The organism is Pseudoxanthomonas sp. F37 (assembly GCF_022965755.1).
Classification (GTDB): Bacteria; Pseudomonadota; Gammaproteobacteria; order Xanthomonadales; family Xanthomonadaceae; genus Pseudoxanthomonas_A.
Map to the genome: position 1 here is coordinate 1361453 of NZ_CP095187.1, position 23357 is coordinate 1384809.

Sequence of the window (23357 nt, forward strand, 5' to 3'; positions counted from 1 at the left end):
ACCCTAACCGCATGAATCCACTAGAATTCCGCTTCTGTCCGCCCTCGATGGTGGGCAGGAACCCAGAATAACTACAGAACCAAGGAATCCACATGTACGCAGTCGTAGTCACCGGCGGTAAGCAGTACCGCGTGATGAAGGGCGAGACGCTCCGCGTCGAGAAGCTCGAGGCCGAAGCCGGCAACGAGCTCACCTTCGACAACATCCTGATGCTGGGCGATGGCGAGACCATCAGCCTGGGCGACGCCCTGAAGGGCGCCACCGTCACCGCGAAGGTCGTCGGCCACGGCCGCGCCGACAAGGTGCGCATCATCAAGTTCCGCCGCCGCAAGCACCACATGAAGCGCCAGGGTCACCGGCAGCACTACACCGAAATCGAAATCACCGGCATCAACAAGTAAGGAGAAGCAGTCATGGCACACAAAAAGGGCGTAGGCTCATCGCGCAACGGCCGCGACTCCAACCCGAAGATGCTGGGCGTGAAGGTCTTTGGCGGTCAGGCGATCGACGCGGGCAACATCATCGTCCGCCAGCGCGGCACCCAGTTCCATCCGGGTCCGGGCGTGGGCCTGGGTCGCGACCACACGCTGTTCGCGCTGGTCGACGGCAAGGTCGAGTTCTCGATCAAGGGCGCCAAGAAGCGCCGCACCGTCAGCGTGGTGGCGGAAGCCTGAGGCTTCGCGCACACGCATCGCGAAGGGCCCCGCCGCGCGCGGGGCTTTTCGTTTGGTGACGCCGGGATAGGTGATTCGTGAAGAGTGATTCACCCGCGTGTTCCGCTCCTCGCCTCCCGGCACCGCAACAGCGCCCACCGACCTGGCGATCACGCCGTCCGGGCCTTCCCCCATCACCAATCACCCCTCACGAATCGCGCCCCCATGAAACTCGTAGACGAAGCTGAAATCCTGGTCACTGCCGGCAATGGCGGCAACGGCTGCGTCGGTTTCCGCCGCGAGAAGTTCATTCCGCTGGGCGGCCCCGATGGCGGCGACGGCGGCAGCGGTGGCAGCGTCTGGCTGGTGGCCGACGAGAACCTCAATACGCTGGTCGACTTCCGCCACCAGACGACGTTCCGTGCCCAGCGTGGCGAGAACGGCATGGGCCGGCAGATGTACGGCAAGGCGGGCGAGGACCTGACCATCACCGTCCCGGTCGGCACCGTGGTCACCAACGTCAGCACCGACGAGGTGATCGGCGACCTGACCCGGCATGGCGACCGCCTGCTGGTGGCCAAGGGCGGCAAGGGCGGCCTGGGCAACATGCATTTCAAGAGTTCCATCACCCGCGCGCCGCGCAAGGCGACGCCGGGCGAGGAGGGCGAGGAGCGTCTGCTGAAGCTGGAACTGAAGCTGCTGGCCGACGTCGGCCTGCTGGGCTTCCCGAACGCGGGCAAGAGCACCTTCATCCGTGCGGTGTCGGCGGCCACGCCCAAGGTCGCCGACTACCCCTTCACCACCCTCTATCCGAACCTGGGCGTGGTCAGCGTGGAGGCCCATCGCAGCTTCGTCATCGCCGACATCCCGGGCCTGATCGAAGGCGCCGCCGATGGCGCCGGCCTGGGCGCGCAGTTCCTGCGCCACCTGCAGCGCACCCGCCTGCTGCTGCACCTGGTGGACATGGCGCCGATGGAGGGGGGCGTGGAGGGCATCGATCCCGTCGAGCAGGTGCGTGCCATCGAGCGCGAACTCGAGAAGCACGACCCCGAACTGCTGCAGAAGCCGCGCTGGCTGGTGCTCAACAAGGCGGACCTGATGTTCGAGGACGAGGCGAGGGAGCGTGCGGAGCAGATCGTCGCCAGCCTGGGCTGGACCCAGCCGTGGTACCAGGTCTCGGCGATCTCGCGCGAAGGCACCTGGCCGATCATGAAGGACGTGATGGCGTTCTTCGATCGCCAGAAGGAAGAGGCCGACGAGGCCGCCCGGGAAGGTTGACCGGCGGGTCCCGCGGCCGGCGCGCTCGGGCTGCGGCGCGCTTCAGGCGTGCCAGCGGCAAAAGAAACCCGCCTTCCGGCGGGTTTCGTGTCTTCGCGTCCATGTACCGCTGGATCAGGCGGCCTGCAGCGCCTTGATGCGGGCGTTCAGGCGGCTCTTGTGGCGGGCGGCCTTGTTCTTGTGGATCAGGCCGCGCGAGCTCAGGCGGTCGAGGATCGGCTGGGCCGAGGCGAACGCGGCCTGGGCGCCGGCGGCGTCGTTGGCGTCGAGGGCCTTCAGGACCTTCTTGACGGCGGTGCGCAGCATCGAACGCTGACCGGCATTGCGCGCATTGCGCACCACGGTCTGCTTGGCGCGCTTCTTGGCGGACTTGATATTGGCCACAGTGGGATTCCTGGTGAATACCTGAGAGAATTCAGGGGTTGAACGGAAGACGGATAATCGAGCCGGAAATTATGGGGCATTCAATGGGTTGCGTCAAGCCGGCGGTTCTGTCGGGGGATCCGTCGCGATGAGCGGGAAGCTCCTGCGCTCGGCCGCCGTCTTCAGCTCCATGACCTTCCTGTCCCGGCTCTCGGGACTGGTCCGCGACCAGGTCTACGCCAACGTCTTCGGGGCGGGCGGGATGATGGACGCCTTCTTCGTGGCCTTCCGCATCCCCAACTTCATGCGCCGGCTGTCCGCGGAGGGCTCGTTCTCGATGGCCTTCGTGCCGGTGCTGGCCGAGTACAAGGCCACCCGCAGCGCGGGCGAGGTCAAGGCCCTGGTCGACCGCGTGGCCGGCACCCTCACCGCGGCCCTGCTGGTGTTGACCGCCATCGTCATCCTGCTGGCGCCGCAACTGGCCCGCCTCATCGCGCCGAACTTCGAGCCGGCGCAGATGGCCATGCTGACCGATCTGCTGCGGGTGACGTTTCCGTATGCGCTGTTCATCTCACTGGCTTCGCTGGTGGGCGCCATCCTCAACAGCTACCAGCGCTTCGCTATTCCGGCGCTGTCGCCGGTACTGCTGAACCTGGCGATGATCACGGCGGCGCTGGCGGCCCGGGAGTGGTTCGACAGTTCGGTGATGGTGCTGGGGTGGGGCGTGTTCGCCGCCGGCATGCTGCAGTTGGCTTTCCAGCTGCCGTCCCTGGCGCGCTTGGGCCTGCTGCCGCGGCCCAGGCTGGATGTCGCCCATGCCGGCGTACGCAGGATCATGACCCTGATGGTGCCCACGCTGTTCGGCTCGTCGGTGGCCCAGGTCAACCTGCTGCTGAACACCTGGGTGGCCGCGCTGCTGGTCAGCGGCAGCGTCAGCTGGCTGTACTACAGCGACCGCCTGCTGGAGTTCCCGCTGGGCATGTTCGGCGTGGCCATCGGCACGGTGATCCTGCCGCACCTGTCCAGCCGCCATGCCGAAACCGATCCGGACGGCTACTCGAAGGGCCTGGACTGGGGCTTCCGGCTCTGCCTGCTGATCGGCCTGCCGGCCTGCGCCGGCCTGATCCTGTGCGCCCAGCCGCTGCTGTCCACGCTGTTCCAGTACGGCAGGTTCGATGCGGCCGACGTCCGCATGGCCAGCTGGAGCCTGATGGCCCAGTCCATCGCCGTGCCGGCCTTCCTGCTGGTGAAGGTGCTGGCGCCGGCGTTCTATTCGCGCCAGGACACCCGCACGCCGGTCAAGGCGGCGGTGGTGGCGGTGCTGACGAATGCCTTCTGCACCCTGCTGTTCTTCGCCGCCCTGCTCTACGGCACCGAGCCCGGCCGGCAGGCGCTGCAGGCGGCCGGCGGGGACCTGAAGCTGGCCCTGGGCCAGGTGCACGGGGCGCATGCCTTGCTGGCCCTGGCCATTGCGGTGGCCGGCTGGGTGAATGCGCTGCAGCTGGCCTGGCTGCTGCGCAAGGCGGGTGTCTACCGGCGGCAGCCCGGCTGGGGCCGGTTCCTGCGCCAGATCGGCGTGGCCACGGCGGCGATGACGCTGGTGGTGCTGGCCTTCCGCGTGCTGTGGCCGGACTGGACACCGTGGGCCTGGTGGGACCGGGGCTGGCGCCTGGCCGTGATGGTGGGAGCGGGTGGCGCGCTGTATGCCGGGCTGCTGTGGGCGCAGGGCATCCGGCCGCGTGACCTGCGTGGTCATTGAGGCCCGGCACGCCCGGCTATACTTCAAGGTTGTTGCATACCAAACGGATCGCCCGCACCGGACGATCCGCCCTGACAGGATTCCATGAGCAGGCTGTTCCGTGACGTCGATGGCGGGCCTCTGTGCCCGCACGGTAGCGTGGTCTGCATCGGCGCCTTCGATGGCCTGCATTCGGGCCACCGTGCGCTGGTGCGCCATGCCGTTGCGCGTGCCCGGACCTTGGGCGTGCCGGCCGTCGTGGTCACTTTCGAACCGCTGCCGCGGGAGTTCTTTGCCCGGGACAACCCGCCGCCCCGGCTGACGCTGGCGCGGGCCAAGGTGGAAGGCCTGCTGGACCTGGGCGCCGACCGCGTGGGCCTGCTGCGCTTCGATGCCACGTTGTCGGCGATGTCCGCCGAGGACTTCGTCCGCACCCTGCTGGTCGGCCGGCTGCGGGCTCGCGAAGTGTGGATCGGCCCGGAGTTCCGCTTCGGTCACCGCCGCGGCGGCGACCTGGCCATGTTGCAGGCGATGGGAGGCGGGCTGGGCTTCAGCGCGGGCGAGATCGAGCCCGTCCACGCGCAGGGCGACCGCGTCTCCAGCACCCGCATCCGCGAAGCGCTGAAAGGCGGCGACTTCACCACCGCCCACCGCCTGCTGGGACGGCCCTACGCCATCGGCGGCCGGGTCGTGCGCGGCAAGCAGCTGGGCCGCACGCTCGGCTTCCCCACCGCCAACCTGCGTTTCCCGAAGACGCCCGCCCTGTCCGGCATCTATGCCACCTGGGTGCATGGCGTGGGCGATGCGCCGTGGCCCTCGGTGTCCAGTTTCGGCACCCGGCCGACGGTCGAGGGCGTGGAACCGCTGCTGGAAGCCCACCTGTTCGACTTCGCGGGCGACCTCTACGGGCGCCATATCGAAGTCGAATTCGTCGCCAAGCTGCGCGACGAGCTGAAATTCCCCGATCTGCCCAGCCTCACCCAGCAGATGCATCGCGATGCGGATGACGCGCGCGCCGTACTGCTCGTCCCTGAGCAAAAGCCCGCACATCCCTGTGCGGACTCTCCGACAAAAGCCGCCTGTTGATCACGCCCGTGACCCAAGATTACAAAGCCACCCTCCATCTGCCCGCCACGGACTTCCCGATGCGCGGCGACCTGCCCAAGCGCGAGCCGGACACGCTGGCCCGCTGGGAAAGCCAGGGCCTGTACGCGCAGCTGCGCGAGCACGCCAGGGGCCGCCCGCTGTTCGTCCTGCACGACGGTCCGCCGTACGCCAACGGCGCGATCCACCTGGGCCACGCGGTCAACAAGATCCTGAAGGACATCATCGTCAAGTCGCGCTATCTGGCCGGCTTCGATGCGCCCTACATCCCCGGCTGGGACTGCCATGGCCTGCCGATCGAGATCGCCATCGAGAAGAAGTACGGCAAGGTCGGCGTGAAGCTGGATGCGGTCGAATTCCGGCAGAAGTGCCGCGAATACGCCGAGTCGCAGATCGAGCTGCAGCGCAAGGACTTCAAGCGCCTGGGCGTGATCGGCGACTGGGACAACCCCTACAAGACGCTCGATTTCCGCTTCGAGGCCAACGAGATCCGCGCGCTGGCCAAGATCGTCGCCAACGGCCACCTGACCCGCGGCGTGAAGCCGGTGCACTGGTGCTTCGACTGCGGCTCGGCGCTGGCCGAAGCCGAGATCGAATACGCCGACAAGGTCTCGCCGGCGGTGGACGTGGCCTACGCCGCGCGCGACGCGCAGGCGGTGGCGAAGGCGTTCGGCGCCACGGTGCCGGCCGATGTCGAGGTCGCACTGCCCATCTGGACCACCACGCCGTGGACGCTGCCGGCCTCGCTGGCGATCTCCATCGGCGGCGAACTGGAATACGCCCTGGTCGAAGGCCCCGCCCACGACGGCAGGCGCCGCTGGCTGGTGCTGGCCGATGCGCTGGCGGCGCGCGCGCTGCAGCGCTATGGCGTCACCGACTTGGTCGTACATGCGCGGGTGAAGGGCAGTGCGCTGGAAAGCCTGCTGTTCGCGCACCCGTTCTACGACCAGCGCGACATCCCCGTGCTGCTGGGCGAACACGTGTCGGCCGAGGACGGCACGGGCGCCGTGCATACCGCACCCGGCCACGGCCAGGAGGACTACGCGGTCAGCAAGCAGTACGGCCTGCTGGACAAGTACACCGCCGCCCAGCTCAACCCGGTCGATGGCCGCGGCGTCTACCTGCCGTCCACGCCGGCCGCGCATGGCGTGGAGCTGGCCGGCCTGCATATCTGGAAGGCCAACGACGTCATCATCGACGTGCTGAAGCAGAGCGGTGCGCTGCTCGCCTTCAGCAAGCTGGAACACAGCTACCCGCACTGCTGGCGCCACAAGACGCCCATCGCGTTCCGGGCCACGCCGCAGTGGTTCATCTCGATGGAGCAGGCGAACCTGCGCGCCGATGCGCTGGAAGCGATCAAGCAGGTCGGCTGGTTCCCGCAGTGGGGCCAGGCCCGCATCGCCGGCATGGTCGATGGCCGTCCGGACTGGACCATCTCGCGCCAGCGCACCTGGGGCGTGCCGATCGCGCTGTTCGTGCACCGCGAGACCGGCGAGCCGCACCCGCGCAGCGTCGAGCTGATGCGCGCGGTCGCCGACAGGGTGGAGCAGGGCGGCGTCGATGTCTGGTACACGCTGGATGCGGCCGAGCTGCTGGGCGAGGAAGCGCAGGACTACGACAAGATCACCGACATCCTGGATGTCTGGTTCGACTCCGGCGTGACCCACGAAGGCGTGCTGCTGGAGCGTGGCCTGGGCAAGCCGGCCGACCTCTACCTGGAAGGCTCGGACCAGCACCGCGGCTGGTTCCAGTCCTCGCTGCTGACCGGCGTGGCGATCGACAAGCAAGCGCCGTACAGGCAGTGCCTCACCCACGGGTTCACCGTGGACGAGCACGGCCGCAAGATGTCCAAGTCGCTGGGCAACGGCATCGAGCCGCAGGACATCATGAAGACCCTGGGCGCGGACATCCTGCGCCTGTGGATCGCCAGCGCCGATTACAGCAACGAGATGTCGCTGTCGCAGGAAATCCTGAAGCGCAACGCCGACGCCTACCGGCGCCTGCGCAACACCGCGCGCTTCCTGCTCAGCAACCTCAACGGCTTCGATCCCGCACGCGACCTGGTGGCGCCGGCCGACATGGTCGCGCTGGACCGCTGGATCGTGCACCGCGCCTTCGAGGTGCAGGAGAAGATCAAGGTCGCCTACGACCGCTACGACTTCGCCGAGATCGTGCAGGCGTTGCTGAACTTCTGCAGCGTCGATCTGGGCTCGTTGTACCTGGACGTCACCAAGGACCGCCTGTACACCATGCGCGAGGATTCGCGCGGCCGCCGCAGCGCGCAGAGCGCGATGTACCGCATCGCCGAAGCCTTCGTGCGCTGGATCGCGCCGGTGCTGAGTTTCACCGCGGACGAGATGTGGACCTATCTGCCGGGCGAGCGCGCGGGCAATGTGCTGTTCGCCACCTGGTACGACGGTCTGGCGCCGCTGCCGGCCGACGCCGCGCTGAACGCCGCCGACTTCGACCAGCTGCTGGCCCTGCGCGAGCAGGTCGCCAAGGTGCTGGAGCCGATGCGCGCCAATGGCCTGATCGGTGCCGCGCTGGAAGCGGAGATCGCGGTCTCGGTGAATGCCGCCACGGCCGCCAAGTGGCAGCCGCTGGCCGAGGAGCTGCGCTTCCTGTTCATCAGTGGCGACGTCACCGTCTCCGAAGTCAGCGCCGACGAGGTCTTCGTGCTGGCCACGCCGACCACGAAGAGCAAGTGCGTGCGCTGCTGGCACTACCGCGCCGATGTCGGTCAGCATGCCGGGCATCCGGAACTGTGCGGCCGCTGCGTCAGCAATATCGACGGCGCCGGCGAAACCCGGGAGTGGTTCTGATGGCGGCCGCCCCCAAACCCAACGCACTGATCTGGCTGCTGCTGTCGGTCATCGTCATCGTGCTCGACCAATGGTCCAAAGCCTGGGTGCTGGCCTCGCTGCCGGAGTACACCGCCATCCCGGTGATCGACGGCTTGTGGAACTGGTACCGCACCTACAACACCGGCGCGGCGTTCAGCTTCCTGGCCGATGCCGGCGGGTGGCAGTTGTGGTTCTTCACGCTGCTGGCGGTGGGTATCAGCGGCCTGCTGGGCTTCTGGTTGTCGCGCACCGCGCGCGGCGACTGGCGCCAGGCGCTGCCGTACGCGCTGGTCATCGGCGGCGCGCTGGGCAACGTGATCGACCGCCAGATCCACGGACACGTGATCGACTTCATCCAGTGGCACTGGCGCGAGCACTACTGGCCGGCGTTCAACATCGCCGATTGCGCGGTGGTGGGCGGGGCCATCGGCATCGCGCTGTTCGGACTGTTCGAGGGCAAGAAGAAGTCCGCGTAGGGCGCGCTTTCGGCCACCTTGGCTGGGTGTCTTCGGGTAGTGGGGTAAAGCGGCATCGCGACGGTTCGGCCCTCACCCCGTTCCCCTCTCCCGCAGGCGGGCGAGGGGCGTTGGTGCCATGCGGGACCGGCGCCGGCAACAGATTTACCTTTTTGTTTCCCTGCCTTCGGTAATATCGGTCTTATGGACGTCCTGCTCGCCAATCCCCGTGGTTTCTGCGCCGGCGTCGACCGTGCCATCGAGATCGTCAAGCGCGCCATCGAGACGCTGGGTGCGCCCATCTACGTACGCCACGAGGTGGTGCACAACCGCTTCGTCGTCGATGACCTGAAGCAGCGCGGCGCAGTCTTCGTGGAAGAACTCGACGAGGTGCCCGATGGCGCCACCGTCATCTTCAGTGCGCATGGCGTGTCCAAGGCGGTCCGCAACGAGGCCGACCGGCGTGGGCTGAAGGTGTTCGACGCCACCTGCCCGCTGGTCACCAAGGTCCATTTCGAAGTGGCCCGCCACTGCCGCGCCGGTCGCGACGTGGTGCTGATCGGCCACGCCGGCCATCCCGAGGTGGAGGGCACGATGGGGCAGTGGAGCCGCGAGGGCGGGGAGGGCCACATCTATCTGGTGGAAGACATCGAAGGCGTCGCCACGCTGGATGTCAGCCAGCCCGACAACCTGTTCTACACCACCCAGACCACGCTGTCGGTCGACGACACCGTGGGCATCATCCAGGCGCTGCAGGCGCGTTTCCCCGCCATCCAGGGGCCGAAGAACGACGATATCTGCTACGCCACGCAGAACCGCCAGGACGCCGTGCGCGACCTGGCCAGGCAGTGCGACCTGGTACTGGTGGTCGGTTCGCCGAACAGTTCCAACTCCAATCGCCTGCGCGAGCTGGCCGAGCGCGACGGTGTGGAGTCGTACCTGATCGACGGCGCGCACGAGATCGATCCGCGCTGGATCGAAGGCAAGCAGCGCATCGGCGTGACCGCCGGTGCGTCGGCGCCGGACGTGCTGATCGACGGTGTCATCCAGCGTCTGCGCGAGCTCGGCGCGGGGGGCGTCAGCGAACTGGACGGCGAACCGGAAAACATGGTGTTCGCGCTGCCGAAGGAACTGCGGCTGCAGCTGGTGGGCTGAGGTTTCCGGTTCCCGCCGCGACCAAGGCCCCGCACTGCGGGGCCTTGCTTCTTCTGCCGTCTCATCCTGCGCGACCGCAGCCCCTCATCCTGCCCGTCACGAGCAAGGGGTGGCCCGATGACGCGCATGCACTGGATGGCTTTCAGACTGTACTGGCCGGCACTGGCGTGCCTGCTGCTGGCCTTCGTGTCGACCTGGGGGCATGCCGTCCCTTCTGCTCCGTTGGGCGAGGTGCTTCACTGGATGCCTTACGTTCTGCTGGCGCTCGCCATGTTGTTGGCTGCTGTCGCCAGCCTGCGGTTGATGCGCCGGGAAACCCGCGATGCGCTGATCTGCGATTGCGGTGGACTGCTCGGCGGCAAAAGGGAAGGGCGCCTAGGTCCCTACCGGAAGTGTGTGGCGTGCGAGCGGAGGCATGCTGTGCATGGGTAGCCTTGGAGGTCTGTGAACGCGGTGACTCATCCAAAACCCAACGCAACTCGTTCCGCTCTTCGCGATTGTCGCAATGTAAGGATTGAGATGGCTACCGAATCCGGGCCGATTCACGTCGTCCATGAAGCCATGCACAGTGATGACGTGATCGTCGGGATTGCCGGACTTTCCTATGACGGGGTTGCAGGAGGAGAGGTAACCGTTCTACAGGATCCAGGTCCCAACGGGAGGTGTGATTGTGGCAAAAAATGAGCTAAGGAATATTGTTGCCGTTGCTCTAGTGGCGGCATTTCCGTTGCTTGGTCATGCAGTCAACAATGGAACTGTAAAGTCACCAGTGCAGCTCAGTAATGAGGCAGTAGCGCGTGCTTACAAGTCCGCGGCTGACAGATTTGTTGTTGAGCTCAAGGAGCGCGAACAACCCGAGGTTGGCGGTGCAGCGAAGCACATGGCTTTCTTCAGCAGCTACAACGCTTCTGTCCGAACAGAGAGCGATGGCTTCTGTATCGTTTTCGCCCCGATTAGGTGCGTTACCCCATCCATGCAGAAGCCGACTTGTTCTGCCTTACTCAAATAGCCTGTTACGCCCAAGGGCACTTCAACGTTTGGAGCCATGGTCCACCCCTCCCGGGTATAGGGTGGGCACCAAGGAGTCGGCGAAAGGTCGAATCAACGTGGGCCCACGACCCGACTAACGCTCGAGAGCCACGGGTGCGGCCAGGTAAATATGTGAATCTGACCGCTGGCGTTTTCGCGTTTGACAATGGCGTAGGTAGAGCTTCCTCTACTCTGGTGACGAGTCCCAGACTGGACCGTAAGATCACCAGCATTCCACGCATCAAGAATCGGGCGTGCCGCGCAGATCCTCGTCCTTCCAGGTTCAACGCTGCGGCCGCCTGGAGCTAATATGGCCACCCAACGTCAAGTTTTCACCTATGTAGGTTTGTGGGTGGTCAGCTTGTTCTACATTCTTATCCGTGTGCTCGGGTTCGGTTTCTTTGGTGCAGAGAAGTGGCCGGCACTAGTGCCGGCCGCACTTTGGCTTCTTCTGGCAATCATGCCCGCACGTGTCATTGGATACATAACCGTATCGTTACCTCTATTCTTGACGATGTTGTTGTTCCAAGTGCTTGGTGGAGGGTTTGATACCTTCGCTCAGAGTGCTGTTGAGACGATCATGTTTGGGGGATTGCTGCTCTTGAAAGCCTTTGTGGCTCGTCCATCGACTTCATCCTGAATTCCACGCGCTCTTCATCGGGCCTCCCCCCGCATAGAGCAGGCGACGAATGTCGACGGCTCAGGCCATAGGCTGGGGTGAGCTTGCGTACGAACATGCTGGAACGGTGAGCGCTGGGAAGACACTGGATGCTGAAATGGTGCCCACGCCCCGGCTTCCCAAAGGCTTACCACCCCGTCCCCAACACCCCCACATTGACCCGCCCCTGCCCCAGCCCCTAAAATTCGCGGCTCCGCCGGAATAGCTCAGTTGGTAGAGCGGCGCATTCGTAATGCGTAGGTCGTAGGTTCGATTCCTATTTCCGGCACCAGTCGCGACAAGGCCCCGCTCCGGCGGGGCTTTGTTTTTCCGGGTCTCGCCCCCGGAGACGGCGGACCGATACAGTAGCCGCTCGCCGTCCCGACAGGTTTCCCGTGGCCAAGACCTCCGCCAAGTCCCGTACCGCCTACGTCTGCACCGAATGCGGGGCCGAGCACAGCAAATGGCAGGGCCAGTGCGCCGACTGCGGCGCGTGGAACTCCCTCAGCGAGATCGTCCTGGAGACCGCCGCCGGCGCCCCTGCCGCCGCCCGCCGTTCCGGCTGGGCCGGCAAGGCCGAGGCGCCCAGGATCACCGCCCTGAAGGACGTGCGCCACAGCGAAGAGGCGCGCGTGACCACCGGCATCGGCGAGTTCGACCGCGTGCTGGGCGGCGGCCTGGTGGAAGGGGCCGTGGTGCTGGTGGGCGGCGACCCCGGCATCGGCAAGTCCACCCTGCTGCTGCAGGCCCTGGCCCGCATGTCGGCGCACCTCCCGGCCCTGTACGTGACCGGCGAGGAATCCCTGGCCCAGGTTGCCGGCCGCGCCGTGCGCCTGGACCTGCCGCTGGACAACCTGCAGGCGCTGGCCGAGACCGGCATCGAGACCATCCTGCAGCATGCCTCCGTCGCACGGCCGAAGCTGATCGTCGCCGACTCCGTGCAGACCCTGTGGACCGAATCGCTGACCGCCGCGCCCGGCTCCGTCAGCCAGGTGCGCGAGAGCGCGGCGCGGCTGGTGCGCTACGCCAAGGAGACCGGCACGGCCGTGTTCCTGGTGGGCCACGTCACCAAGGAAGGCGGCATCGCCGGCCCCCGCGTGCTGGAACACATGGTCGACGCGGTGCTGTATTTCGAAGGCGAGAGCGGCAGCCGTTTCCGCGTGCTGCGCGCCTTCAAGAACCGCTTCGGCGCGGTCAACGAACTGGGCGTGTTCGCCATGGGCGAGAAAGGCCTGAAGGAAGTGCCCAACCCGTCGGCGATCTTCCTGTCCGGCAGTGCGCAGCAGCCCGGCAGCTGCGTGATGGTCACCCGCGAGGGCACGCGCCCGCTGCTGGTGGAAGTGCAGGCGCTGGTGGACAGCTCGCCGCTGTCCAACCCGCGCCGCGTGGCGGTGGGTATGGAGCAGAACCGCCTGGCCATGCTGCTGGCCGTGCTGCACCGGCACGGCGGCGTGGTGGTGGGCGACCAGGACGTGTTCGTGAACGTCGTCGGCGGCATCCGCGTGCAGGAAACCGCGGCCGACCTGCCGGTGCTGCTGGCCGTGCTGTCCTCGCTGCGCGACCGCCCGCTGGCCGAAAAGACCGTGGCCTTCGGCGAGGTGGGCCTGTCGGGCGAGATCCGCCCGGTGCCCAACGGTGAGGAACGCCTGCGCGAAGCGGCCACCCACGGCTTCAAGCGCGCCATCGTGCCCAAGGGCAACGCGCCGAAGTCGGGCAGCTTCAAGGGTCTGGACGTGGTGGCGGTGGAACGGCTGTCGCAGGCGCTGGAAGCGGCGGCCGAGTAGGGGGCGCTTCCTGTAGGAGCGCCCTCGGGCGCGATGCTCCTGGCTTGCTGATGGGTCGCAGAAAAAGCATCGCGCCCAAGGGCGCTCCCACGGAAGGCGAGGCGTCTAACCCCGCCTCAATACCATCTCGTACACGAACTTGCTGCCGAAGAACGCCAGCAGCAGCAGCGCCATCGCGGTGAGGGTCCAGTGCACCGCCTTGGCGCCACGCCAGCCGTAGCGCCAGCGGCCCAGCAGCAGGCCGCCGAAGACCAGCCACGACAGCACGCTGAGCACGGTCTTGTGGGTGAGCTTCTGGACCAGGAAGTTCTCCACGAACAGCACCCCGGTCAGCAGGGTGGCGGTCAGCAGGATGAAGCCCACCGTGATCGTGCGGAACAGCAGGTCTTCCAGTTCCGTCAGCGGGGGCAGGGCGCGTAGCCAGAGGTGGAACTCGCGCCGGCGCAGGGCGCGCTCCTGGGCCCACAGCATGACCGCCAGCAGCGCGGCGATGGCCAGCGCGGCGTAGGCCAGCAGCGCCAGCCAGGCATGCAGCTGCAGGCGCCAGTCCAGCCCACTGGAGGCCTGATGGCCGTACAGGTGGTAGGCGGCCAGCAGCGCGGCCGCGAGCGGGAAGGCCACCACTCCCAGTGCGGCCATCCGGCCCTGGATGGCCACCAGCAGTGTCATGGCCGCCATGCCCAGCGATACCAGCGAAAGGGCCGCGAAGAAGTGCATGTCCGGCCCGCCCGGCGTGCGCCATGCCACCAGCAGGTGATAGGCGCCATGCAGGACCACCGCGCCCAGCGCCGGCCACAGCCACGGCCTTGAGGCCTCGCCCGCATCGCGGGCGACGGAGCGGACCAGCAGGCCGGCGGCAAGCAGGTAGAGCGCAACGGCGATGAGAATGACTGTCATCGGGGAAGTGTCGCACAGCGGGCGGCACCGGCGCAGGGCATGCGCGGCCTGTGCCTGCACGGGGCGGGGGGCGGTGGTGGGAGGCCGCTATAATCGCCGTCCGTTTTCCCTGGTCCCGCCCGCCCATGTTCGAATCCCTCACCCAGCGACTCTCCGGCACCATCGAGCGCCTGCGCGGCCGTGGCCGCCTGAGCGAGGAGAACATCCGCGAGGCCACCCGCGAGGTCCGCATCGCCCTGCTGGAGGCCGACGTGGCCCTGCCGGTGGTGCAGGCGCTGATCGAGCGCATCAAGGTGCGTGCCGTCGGCCAGGAGGTGCTGAAGTCGCTGACGCCGGGCCAGGCGCTGATCAAGGTGGTCCGCGACGAACTGACCGCGGTGATGGGCTCGCAGGCCAGCGACCTGAACCTCAACGTGCCGGCACCGGCAGTCATCCTGATGGCCGGCCTGCAGGGCGCGGGCAAGACCACGACCGTCGGCAAGCTGGCCAAGCACCTGCGCGAGAAGCGCAAGAAGAAGGTCATGGTGGTCAGCGCGGACGTCTACCGCCCGGCCGCCATCGAACAGCTGAAGACGCTGGCGCAGCAGGTGGACGTGCTGTTCTTCCCGTCCGACGCGGGGCAGAAGCCGGAGGCCATCGTCCGTGCCGCCATCGACGATGCGCGCAAGTCCTTCGTGGACGTGCTGATCGTCGATACCGCCGGCCGCCTGGCGATAGACGAGGCCATGATGGCCGAGATCAAGGCCCTGCACGCGGCGGTCAAGCCGGTGGAAACGCTGTTCGTCGTCGACGCGATGACCGGCCAGGACGCCGCCAACACCGCCAAGGCCTTCAGCGAAGCGCTGCCGCTGACCGGCGTGGTGCTGACCAAGACCGACGGTGATGCGCGCGGCGGTGCGGCGCTGTCGGTGCGCTACATCACCGGCAAGCCGATCAAGTTCATCGGCGTGGGCGAGAAGCCCGACGGGCTGGACGTGTTCCACCCCGAACGCGTGGCCAACCGCATCCTCGACATGGGCGACGTGCTGTCGCTGGTGGAGCAGGTCGAGCAGAACGTCGACCGCGAGAAGGCCGAAAAGTTGGCCGCCAAGGTCATCAAGGGCAAGAAGTTCGACCTGAACGACATGCGCGACCAGCTGGAGCAGATGCAGAACATGGGTGGCATCGGCGGCCTGATGGACAAGCTGCCGGGCATGGGCCAGATCCCCGAGCACGTGAAGCAGCAGGTGCAGCAGGGCAAGGAAGTGCCGCGCATGATCGCCATCATCAACTCGATGACGAAGAAGGAGCGCCGCAATCCGGCGCTGCTGAACGGTTCGCGCCGCGCCCGCATCGCCCGGGGCGCGGGCATGACGCCGGCCGACGTCAACAAGCTGATGAAGCAGTACCAGCAGATGGAAAAGATGATGGGCAAGCTGGCCGGCGGCGGCATGAAGGGCTTGATGCGCAACATGAAGGGCATGATGGGCGGCCGCGGCGGCTTGCCGTTCCGTTGAGGCTGTCGCTCCCACATTCGACTGAAGCGGAGCTCCGGACTGCATGACCGCGGCCTTCCTCAACGGCCAGCCCGCCACCAGCGACGCATTGTGCGCCCTGGCGCTGGCCAACTACGGCCACTTCACCTCGATGCAGGTGCGCAACGGCGCGGTGCAGGGACGCGAGTTGCACGTCAAACGACTTGAAGATGCGACGCAGGCGCTGTTCGGCACCGCGCTCGATGGCGCGTCGGCCCTGCAGCAGGCGGCGCGGGCGCTGGCGTCGGCCGGCCTGCGCGATGCGTCCGTGCGCATCACCGTGTTTTCCACGCACTTCGACTATCGCGCCCCCGGGCGCGCCGTCGTGCCCGACGTGCTGGTGTCGCTGTCGCTGCCTTCCGCAGCGGAAAAGCCGGCGTTGCGAGTGAAGACGTATCCGTTCGTGCGCCCGCTGCCGCAGTTCAAGCACGTGGGCACGTTCCCGCTGTTCCACTATCGCAGGCAGGCGCTGGCGGACGGATTCGACGACGCCTTGTTCGTCGATCCGGCGGGGCAGGTGGTGGAGGGTTCTATCTGGAACCTGGGCCTGTGGGACGGCCACGCCGTCACCTGGCCGGAGGGGCCCGCCCTGCGGGGGACGGCCGAGCGGTTGCTGCAGGCTGCCCTGACCGGGGCCGGGGTGCCGCAGCGGTCGACGCCGGTCCTGCGGGATGACCTGGCACGCTTCCGTGCCGCTTTTGCCTGCAATGCCAGTGGGTTACAGCCGGTGGTGGCCGTGGATGGCGTCGCATGGGGTGCTGATACCGGCCTGATGGCGCGACTGGCGGGGGCGCTGGAGGCGTTGCCGTGGGAGCCGCTGGCCTGACCGCGGCGAGCGAAGACTCCGGGTGGGTTTTCCTGACCGATTCAATGGCTTAGAATAGCCGGCTTACCTCGCCATTCTGGCGACTGGGCAACACTGGAAAACACCATGGTCAAGATCCGTCTCACCCGCGGCGGCGCGAAGAAGCGTCCCTTCTACCACATCATCGTCACCGACTCGCGCAGCGCGCGCGACGGTCGCAACATCGAGCGCGTGGGTTACTACAACCCGGTCGCCGCCGGCAACGAAAAGCGTGTCGAACTCGACATCGCGCGCGTCGACCACTGGGTGGGCAACGGCGCCCAACTGACCGAAAAGGTCCGCAACCTGTACAAGGAAGCCACCAAGTCCGCTCCGGCGGCCTGAGTGGCCCGACCGCGCCTCGCGCGCGGCCTTTCCGCATGAGCCAAGAGCGCCCGACCGATCCGCGGAAGATGATTCTGCTGGGCAGGTTCCTGGGCGCTTTTGGTGTGCGCGGCCAGGTGAAGATCGAATCCTGGACCGAGCCGCGCGAGGCGATCTTCCGCTACCAGCCGTGGACGTTGCGCGATGCCCGTGGCGGTGAGCGCGAGCTCATCGGCGTGCGCGGCAAAGCGTCCGGCAAGCACCTGGTGGCCACGCTGCCCGGTCTGGAGGACCGCGATGGCGCCGAGGCGCTGCACGGCACCGAGATCCACGTGCCGCGGTCGTCACTGCCGCCGCCGCAGCCCGGCGAGTTCTACTGGGTGGACCTGGAAGGCCTGCGTGTCGTGCATGTCGACGGCACCGACTTCGGTACCGTCTCCCACCTGTTTTCCACCGGTGCCAACGACGTGCTGGTGGCGCGTGGCGATCGCGAGCGCCTGATTCCCTTCGTCGAACCCGACTTCATCCGCTCGGTGGATTTCGAGGCCGGCGTGGTGACGGTGGACTGGGACCCGGACTTCTAGGAGTGAGTGGAAAGGCGTGAGAAGTGAGTGGCATCCGGTAGCCTGATCGCCCTCATCATGGGCCCCAGGCACTGTCGCTGTCGCGGTTGCGGTTGCTCCCACTCGTTCCTCACTCCTCCCCACTCACTCCTCGCTTCTCGCCCATGCGCATCGACGTCATGACCCTGTTCCCCGAGTTCATCGCCCAGGCCGCGGCCGTGGGCGTGGTCGGGCGCGCACAGGAACGCGGCCTGCTCTCGCTGCAGGGCTGGAATCCGCGCGACTACGCCAGCGGCGGCTACCGCCGGGTGGACGACCGCCCGTTCGGGGGCGGCCCCGGCATGGTGATGCTGATCGAACCCCTGCAGGCCTGCCTCGAAGCGGTCCGCGCCGCCGACCCGGCCCCGGCACCGGTGATCTACATGAGTCCGCAGGGCGTGCCGTTCACCCAGAAGAAGGCCCGCGAACTGGCGGCCCTGCCGCGGATGATCCTGCTGTGCGGGCGCTACGAGGGCGTGGACGAACGCTTCCTGCAGGCGGAGGTCGACGAGGAGCTGTCGATCGGCGACTACGTGCTGTCCGGCGGTGAACTGGCCGCGGCGGTGGTCATCGATGCGGTCGGGCGTCTGCAGGAAGGTGCGTTGAACGATGCCGATTCCGCGGTCCAGGACAGTTTCGAGGGCGATGGCCTGCTCGACTGCCCGCACTACACCCAACCTTCCAGCCATCCGCTGGGCGAGGTGCCGGCCGTCCTGCGCTCGGGCGACCATGCGGCCATCGCGCGCTGGCGGCGGCAGCAGGCGCTGGGCCGGACCTGGCTCCGGCGGCCGGACCTGCTGGACGAAACCCGCCTGTCCAAGGCCGACCGGGCCTTGCTGGAGGCCTTCCGGGCCGGGCTGGCGGACCGGCACGGGGCAGGGTAGCCACCCGGGCCGGAAATCCGGTAGAATGCGCGACCCTTGGGCGGTTCACGCCCCCGGATCCCATAAGAATATCGTGCAGCGCAATCCGGCGACTGCATCAGTTTCCGCTGTCGCAAGACACGACCACGCATACAAGCATTGGTGCCAACATGAGCAAGCTCCTCCAGGAATTCGAAGCCTCCCAGATCACGCGCGAGCTGCCCGCGTTCGGCCCCGGTGACACGGTCGTCGTCAACGTGAAGGTGAAGGAAGGCAACCGCGAGCGCGTGCAGGCGTACGAAGGCGTCGTCATCGCCAAGAAGAACGCCGGCCTGAACTCCGCCTTCACCGTGCGCAAGATCTCGCACGGCTACGGCGTGGAGCGCGTGTTCCAGACCCACAGCGCCTCGATCGACTCGGTCGAAGTTAAGCGCCGCGGCAAGGTCCGCGCCGGCAAGCTGTACTACCTGCGCGACCTGGAAGGCAAGGCTGCCCGCATCAAGGAAGACCTGGCCGCCAATGCCGCCGCCAAGGCCGCCCGTCAGGCCGCCGCCGCTGCCGCCGAGTAATCCCGCGTCCGCTACCGGATCGGCGACGAAGCCCCGGCCTGTGCCGGGGCTTCTGCGTTAATGTGGGCCATGATCGGACCCGGTGCACGCGGATGAGACAATGCGCGCTTGCGATCTGCATGATGGCCGCGCTGGCGTGGCCCGGACTGTGCGCCGGGCAAGGGCGCCAGGACGATGTGCGCCTGGATGCACCGTCTCCGCTGGCCGGCGCCCACGAGATCGCGCGCCGCACCCAGACGCCCACCACCTTCGACCGCATGCAGCGCTATGTGACCGCCTCGGGTCGCCAGTTGGCCGAGCAGACGGTGGACATGGCGGAAGCCCGGTTCGATGTCTTCGTGCCGCGCAGACCGCCGCCGCCGCGCGGTTACGCGCTGCTGGTCTGGATTCCGCCGCAGGATGCGTTCCGGGCGCCCATGGACTGGATGCCGGCCCTCGAAGCGCACGGAATGATCTATGTGTCGCCGCGCGAAGCGGGAAACGATGAGATCGTGTTCGATCGCCGGATGCCGCTGGCGCTGCACGCCGCGCACGGCATCGCCGCCCGGTATCCGGTGGATCCCGAGCGCGTGTTCGTGGGCGGTTTCTCGGGAGGTTCGCGGACGGCGCTGAGGGTCGCGCTGGCCTATCCGGACGTCTTCCGGGGCGCGCTTCTGAATGCGGGGAGCGACGTCATCGGCAGCACGCGGTTGACCCCGCCGCCTGCCGACCTGCTGCGCCTGTTCCAGACGACAACGCGCCTGGCCTACGTCACCGGCGCGCACGACCTGCCCAATCGTCGTGCCGACGCGGCCAGCCAGCGTTCCCTGCAGGAATTCTGCGTGCAACAGGTGCATCGCCACTCGATGGGGTCGCGCGGCCACGCCACGCCGGACAGGCGGACCTTTCAGAGGGTGCTGGCGTGGCTGGATGCGCCTCCGTCGCCGCCCGACCCTGCTGCCCTGGAGGCTTGCAGGAAAGGGCTGAGCGAGCGCGTGCACGCTGACCTGGCGACGGTGCGAGGGCTGCTGGACGGGGGCGATCTGGTGGCGGCCGGCAGGGCACTGGGCGAGGCCGACCAGCGTTGGGGCGGGCTGGCGGCACCGGAAAGCGTCGATCTGGCGCGCAGGATCGCCACGGGGCTGGCGGATACCCGGTAGGGTAGGCCTCAAGTCGATGCGTGAGGGCGTGATGATGTCGGGATCGGACGAGCAGGGCATGGCCACCCTGAGGCTGGATATCTGGCTGTGGGCTGCGCGCTTCTACAAGACCCGCAGCCTGGCCAAGCAGGCCATCGTGACCGGCAAGGTCGATGTGGGCGGGCAACGGGCCAAGTCCTCGCGCGCCGTGCGCGTGGGCGACGTGCTGGCGATCACGCGGGGTGACGACACCTACGAGATCGAAGTGCGCGGCCTGAGCGATCAGCGCGGGCCCGCCGCCGTCGCGCAGGCCCTGTATGTCGAATCCGAAGCCTCGCGTGCGCGCCGCGAAGCGGCCCTGGCGCAACGGCGGGCCGAACGCGCCGGCTACCAGGCGCCACAGTCCAGACCCGACAAGCGCGCACGGCGCCTGATCCGCGCGCTGGGCGACATCGACGCCCTGTAAGGAAGAAGGGCGCCAGGGCGCCCTTCGGTGTCAGCGGCACGCGACGCTCAGCGGCCGCCGCCGAACATGCCGCCGCCGATCTTCAGGATGTCCCCCAGGCCCAGCTGACCGTCGCCATCCTGGTCCAGCACCGCGCCGAGCAGCCCGCCACCCAGGCCGCCCTGCTGCTGCACCTGGCGCTGTTCCTGGCCCAGCACCTCGGCCAGTCCCGGCGGATCGTTCGGTGCGCCGCCCTGGCTCATGCGCTGGGCGAGGAAGGCCAGCACGATGGGCGCCAGGATCTTCAGCAACTGGCCGGCGCGTTCACCGCCCAGGCCGGTGGCCTGGCCCAGGCCCAGTTCGGCCCGGTTCTGCTGGCCGCCGAAGATGTGGCCGAGGATGCCGGCGCCGTTGGCCTGCGGCGACGATGCGCCCCCCAGCACCGCGCCCAACACGCTGCCGAGGTCCAGGCCGGTGTGGTTGCGTTGCAGGGCGCCGAACAGGGCTTCCGCACCCTGCGGCTGCGCCGTGTTGCGGCCCAGCGCGCCCAGCAGCAGCGGAAGTGCGGCGCTGACCGCGCTGGAGGCCTGCATCTGCCCGATGCCGAGCTGCCGGGAGACCTGCTGCAGGGGGGCGCCCTGCAACTGGGCGAAGAGATCTTCCGCGAGGGATGCCTGGCTCATCGTGCGTTCGTCCTCCTGGACGGGGATGGAAAGTCGCCGACGATGCTAGCGCCAATCTGGCCGGGCACCGGTTCATGATCGCCGTGGACCGACCGGCGGAAACGACAACGCCGCATGCCTGGCCCGGCCATGCGGCGTTGCGACGGCATGCGCGGGAGGATCAGCGCAGGTCGAAGCGGTCCAGTTCCATCACCTTCGTCCAGGCCGCCACGAAGTCCTTCACGAACTTCTCCCTGCCATCGGCGCTGGCGTAGACCTCGGCGAGCGCGCGCAGCACCGAGTTCGAGCCGAACACCAGATCCACCCGGCTCCCGGTCCACTTCTGCGCGCCCGTCTTGCGGTCGTGTCCCGCGTAGCGGTTCTCGCCGGTGGCCTTCCACTCCGTTCCCATGTCGAGCAGGTTGACGAAGAAATCGTTGCTCAGCGTACCGGGCCTGTCGGTGAGCACGCCGGTATCGCCGCCGTCCGCGTTGGCGCCCAGCACGCGCAGGCCCCCCACCAGCACCGTCATCTCCGGTGCCGTGAGCGTCAGCAGTTGCGCCTTGTCGACCAGCAGGTGTTCGGCGGGGACGATGGAGCGTCCTTTCAGGTAGTTGCGGAATCCATCGGCGACCGGCTCCAGCACGGCGAAAGACGCGACATCGGTCTGGTCCTGGCGCGCATCGGTGCGGCCCGGACGGAACGGCACCGTGACGTCGACGCCGCCGGCCTTCGCCGCCTGCTCCACGCCCACGCCGCCGGCCAGCACGATGAGGTCGGCCAGCGAGACCTTCTTGCCGCCGCCGGCCTCCAGGTTGAACTCCATCTGGATGCGCTCCAGTGTCTTCAACACCTTCGCCAGTTGGTCCGGTCGGTTTACCGCCCAGTCCTTCTGCGGCGCCAGGCGGATACGCGCGCCGTTTGCGCCGCCCCGCTTGTCGCCGCCCCGGAACGTCGACGCCGACGCCCACGCGGTGGAGACCAGCTCGGACACCGACAGACCGGACGAAGCAATCCTGCCCTTCAATGTGGCGATGTCGGCCGCATCGATGGGTGCGTAGTCGGCATGGGGCAGCGGGTCCTGCCAGATCAGTTCTTCCCGGGGCACTTCCGGGCCCAGGTAGCGCGCGCGCGGGCCCATGTCGCGATGGGTCAGCTTGAACCACGCACGCGCGAACGCGTCGGCGAACGCTTGCGGGTTTTCGAGGAAGCGCTTGGAGATCGGCCCGTAGATCGGATCGAAGCGCAGCGACAGGTCGGTGGTCAGCATCTTGGGGCGCTGCTTGCGGGTGGCGTCGTGCGCAAGCGGCACGTCTTCCGGCGCGCCCTTGGCGACCCACTGGTGGGCGCCGGCGGGCGACTTCTCCAGTTCCCATTCGAATCCGAACAGGTTCTCGAAGAACTTGTTGCTCCACAGCGTGGGCGTCTGCGTCCAGGTGACCTCGATGCCCGAGGTGATGGTGTCGCCGCCCTTGCCGCTGCCGAACCTGTTGTGCCAGCCCAGGCCCTGCTGTTCCAGGTCGCCCGCTTCGGGTTCGGCCCCCACGTTGTCGGCGGGGCCGGCACCGTGCGTCTTGCCGAAGGTATGGCCGCCGGCGATCAGGGCGACGGTTTCCTCATCGTCCATCGCCATGCGGCCGAAGGTGTCGCGGATGTCCTTCGCCGCGAGCAGCGGGTCGGGGTTGCCGTCCGGGCCTTCCGGGTTCACGTAGATCAGTCCCATCTGCACGGCCGCCAGCGGATTCTCCAGCCGGCGCGAATGCACGTCGCCATCGGCGGTGTCGTCCGAGACCAGCACGCCCGCGTCGCCGGGCTTCTCGACGCCCTCGGAGCCATGCGCATAGCGGATGTCGCCCCCCAGCCACGTGGTCTCGCGGCCCCAGTACACGTCCTGGTCCGGTTCCCAGGTGTCCTCACGCCCGCCGCCGAAGCCGAAGGTGCGGAAGCCCATCGTTTCCAGGGCGACGTTGCCGGCCAGGATCATCAGGTCGGCCCACGAGATCGCCTGTCCGTATTTCTGCTTGATCGGCCACAGCAGGCGGCGCGCCTTGTCCAGGCTGACGTTGTCCGGCCAGCTGTTGAGCGGCGCGAAACGCTGCTGCCCGCGCCCGCCGCCGCCGCGGCCGTCGCCGATGCGGTAGGTGCCGGCGCTGTGCCAGGCCATGCGGATGAACAGGCCGCCGTAATGGCCGAAGTCTGCCGGCCACCAGTCCTGCGAATCGGTCATCAGGTCACGCAGGTCCTTCTTCAGCGCGTGGTAGTCGATCTTCTTGAAGGCCTCGGCATAGTCGAAGCCGGGATCCAGCGGATTGGAGCGCGACGAGTGCTGGTTCAGCAGGTCCAGGCGCAACTGGTTGGGCCACCAGTCGCGGTTGCCGGTGCCGCCGCCCGCAGTCGGATGGAATGGGCACTTGGATTCAGTGGTCATGGCTGGGCTTCCTGTGGCTGTCGGGCGGTTT

At 67.6% G+C, this 23357-nt stretch carries 23 protein-coding genes and 1 tRNA gene; 20 read left to right on the plus strand and 4 right to left on the minus strand.

Features of this window, described 5'->3' with window-relative positions; translation table 11 throughout:
* The first annotated feature begins 92 nt into the window (after positions 1 to 92).
* The 3 genes from rplU (at position 93) to cgtA (ending at position 1931) form a co-directional block, all read left to right on the plus strand.
* Entirely contained in the window at positions 93 to 401 is a 309-nt protein-coding gene (gene rplU / locus MUU77_RS06265) for a 50S ribosomal protein L21 (RefSeq protein ID WP_055935657.1), read from the plus strand.
* Between the two features lie 12 nt (positions 402 to 413).
* Positions 414 to 674: a 50S ribosomal protein L27 gene (gene rpmA, locus MUU77_RS06270; RefSeq protein ID WP_245092869.1), complete on the plus strand. Its 261-nt coding sequence runs from the start codon at positions 414 to 416 to the stop codon at positions 672 to 674.
* A gap of 204 nt (positions 675 to 878) precedes the next feature.
* Positions 879 to 1931 carry an Obg family GTPase CgtA gene (gene cgtA, locus MUU77_RS06275; RefSeq protein ID WP_245092886.1) on the plus strand — a complete coding sequence of 351 codons (1053 nt, stop codon included), beginning with the start codon at positions 879 to 881 and terminating at the stop codon, positions 1929 to 1931.
* A 114-nt stretch (positions 1932 to 2045) separates the two neighbouring features.
* On the opposite strand, the gene rpsT is transcribed toward cgtA, so the two are convergent.
* Complete coding sequence (rpsT, locus tag MUU77_RS06280) at positions 2046 to 2315, minus strand: 30S ribosomal protein S20 (RefSeq protein WP_185896652.1); 270 nt, start codon at positions 2313 to 2315, stop codon at positions 2046 to 2048.
* Positions 2316 to 2442: 127 nt separating this feature from the next.
* Here rpsT and murJ point away from each other — a divergent pair, with 127 nt between their 5' ends.
* The 9 genes from murJ (at position 2443) to radA (ending at position 13060) form a co-directional block, all read left to right on the plus strand.
* On the plus strand, positions 2443 to 4053 hold the full coding sequence (gene murJ, locus MUU77_RS06285) for a murein biosynthesis integral membrane protein MurJ (RefSeq protein ID WP_245092888.1): 1611 nt from the start codon (positions 2443 to 2445) through the stop codon (positions 4051 to 4053).
* 84 nt (positions 4054 to 4137) lie between these two features.
* On the plus strand, positions 4138 to 5118 hold the full coding sequence (locus MUU77_RS06290; RefSeq protein ID WP_245092890.1) for a bifunctional riboflavin kinase/FAD synthetase: 981 nt from the start codon (positions 4138 to 4140) through the stop codon (positions 5116 to 5118).
* Positions 5119 to 5126: 8 nt separating this feature from the next.
* Positions 5127 to 7958 carry an isoleucine--tRNA ligase gene (ileS, locus tag MUU77_RS06295; protein WP_245092892.1) on the plus strand — a complete coding sequence of 944 codons (2832 nt, stop codon included), beginning with the start codon at positions 5127 to 5129 and terminating at the stop codon, positions 7956 to 7958.
* On the plus strand, positions 7958 to 8455 hold the full coding sequence (gene lspA, locus MUU77_RS06300) for a signal peptidase II (RefSeq protein ID WP_245092894.1): 498 nt from the start codon (positions 7958 to 7960) through the stop codon (positions 8453 to 8455). The genes ileS and lspA overlap by 1 nt, the downstream gene beginning before the upstream one ends.
* A gap of 183 nt (positions 8456 to 8638) precedes the next feature.
* Positions 8639 to 9589 carry a 4-hydroxy-3-methylbut-2-enyl diphosphate reductase gene (gene ispH / locus MUU77_RS06305; RefSeq protein WP_245092896.1) on the plus strand — a complete coding sequence of 317 codons (951 nt, stop codon included), beginning with the start codon at positions 8639 to 8641 and terminating at the stop codon, positions 9587 to 9589.
* A 117-nt stretch (positions 9590 to 9706) separates the two neighbouring features.
* A complete protein-coding gene (locus MUU77_RS06310) occupies positions 9707 to 10021 on the plus strand; it encodes a hypothetical protein (protein WP_245092898.1) in 315 nt (104 codons plus the stop codon).
* 907 nt (positions 10022 to 10928) lie between these two features.
* Entirely contained in the window at positions 10929 to 11258 is a 330-nt protein-coding gene (locus MUU77_RS06315; RefSeq protein ID WP_245092900.1) for a hypothetical protein, read from the plus strand.
* 234 nt (positions 11259 to 11492) lie between these two features.
* Positions 11493 to 11568 (plus strand) — tRNA-Thr (locus tag MUU77_RS06320).
* Positions 11569 to 11671: 103 nt separating this feature from the next.
* Positions 11672 to 13060 carry a DNA repair protein RadA gene (gene radA / locus MUU77_RS06325; protein WP_245092902.1) on the plus strand — a complete coding sequence of 463 codons (1389 nt, stop codon included), beginning with the start codon at positions 11672 to 11674 and terminating at the stop codon, positions 13058 to 13060.
* A 105-nt stretch (positions 13061 to 13165) separates the two neighbouring features.
* On the opposite strand, the gene ccsA is transcribed toward radA, so the two are convergent.
* Positions 13166 to 13957, minus strand: a complete 792-nt coding sequence (ccsA, locus tag MUU77_RS06330) for a cytochrome c biogenesis protein CcsA (RefSeq protein WP_245092905.1) — start codon at positions 13955 to 13957, stop codon at positions 13166 to 13168.
* Between the two features lie 125 nt (positions 13958 to 14082).
* Between ccsA and ffh the strand changes: the two genes are divergently transcribed.
* The 8 genes from ffh (at position 14083) to MUU77_RS06370 (ending at position 20257) form a co-directional block, all read left to right on the plus strand.
* Positions 14083 to 15453: a signal recognition particle protein gene (gene ffh, locus MUU77_RS06335; protein ID WP_245092912.1), complete on the plus strand. Its 1371-nt coding sequence runs from the start codon at positions 14083 to 14085 to the stop codon at positions 15451 to 15453.
* 43 nt (positions 15454 to 15496) lie between these two features.
* On the plus strand, positions 15497 to 16297 hold the full coding sequence (locus tag MUU77_RS06340) for an aminotransferase class IV family protein (RefSeq protein ID WP_245092914.1): 801 nt from the start codon (positions 15497 to 15499) through the stop codon (positions 16295 to 16297).
* Between the two features lie 105 nt (positions 16298 to 16402).
* Positions 16403 to 16660 carry a 30S ribosomal protein S16 gene (gene rpsP, locus MUU77_RS06345; protein ID WP_056878379.1) on the plus strand — a complete coding sequence of 86 codons (258 nt, stop codon included), beginning with the start codon at positions 16403 to 16405 and terminating at the stop codon, positions 16658 to 16660.
* 35 nt (positions 16661 to 16695) lie between these two features.
* Positions 16696 to 17223 carry a ribosome maturation factor RimM gene (gene rimM, locus MUU77_RS06350; RefSeq protein ID WP_245092916.1) on the plus strand — a complete coding sequence of 176 codons (528 nt, stop codon included), beginning with the start codon at positions 16696 to 16698 and terminating at the stop codon, positions 17221 to 17223.
* A 143-nt stretch (positions 17224 to 17366) separates the two neighbouring features.
* Positions 17367 to 18125: a tRNA (guanosine(37)-N1)-methyltransferase TrmD gene (trmD, locus tag MUU77_RS06355; protein ID WP_245092918.1), complete on the plus strand. Its 759-nt coding sequence runs from the start codon at positions 17367 to 17369 to the stop codon at positions 18123 to 18125.
* Between the two features lie 149 nt (positions 18126 to 18274).
* Complete coding sequence (gene rplS, locus MUU77_RS06360) at positions 18275 to 18673, plus strand: 50S ribosomal protein L19 (protein ID WP_185896631.1); 399 nt, start codon at positions 18275 to 18277, stop codon at positions 18671 to 18673.
* 119 nt (positions 18674 to 18792) lie between these two features.
* Positions 18793 to 19812 carry a PHB depolymerase family esterase gene (locus tag MUU77_RS06365; RefSeq protein ID WP_245092920.1) on the plus strand — a complete coding sequence of 340 codons (1020 nt, stop codon included), beginning with the start codon at positions 18793 to 18795 and terminating at the stop codon, positions 19810 to 19812.
* A 31-nt stretch (positions 19813 to 19843) separates the two neighbouring features.
* Positions 19844 to 20257, plus strand: coding sequence for a S4 domain-containing protein (locus MUU77_RS06370; protein WP_245092922.1), 414 nt, complete (start codon positions 19844 to 19846; stop codon positions 20255 to 20257).
* Between the two features lie 47 nt (positions 20258 to 20304).
* Here MUU77_RS06370 and MUU77_RS06375 read toward each other — a convergent pair whose 3' ends face one another.
* Both MUU77_RS06375 and katG read right to left on the minus strand, forming a co-directional pair.
* Entirely contained in the window at positions 20305 to 20919 is a 615-nt protein-coding gene (locus tag MUU77_RS06375; protein ID WP_245092924.1) for a DUF937 domain-containing protein, read from the minus strand.
* A gap of 160 nt (positions 20920 to 21079) precedes the next feature.
* A complete protein-coding gene (katG, locus tag MUU77_RS06380) occupies positions 21080 to 23326 on the minus strand; it encodes a catalase/peroxidase HPI (RefSeq protein WP_245092929.1) in 2247 nt (748 codons plus the stop codon).
* Positions 23327 to 23357 lie beyond the last annotated feature (31 nt).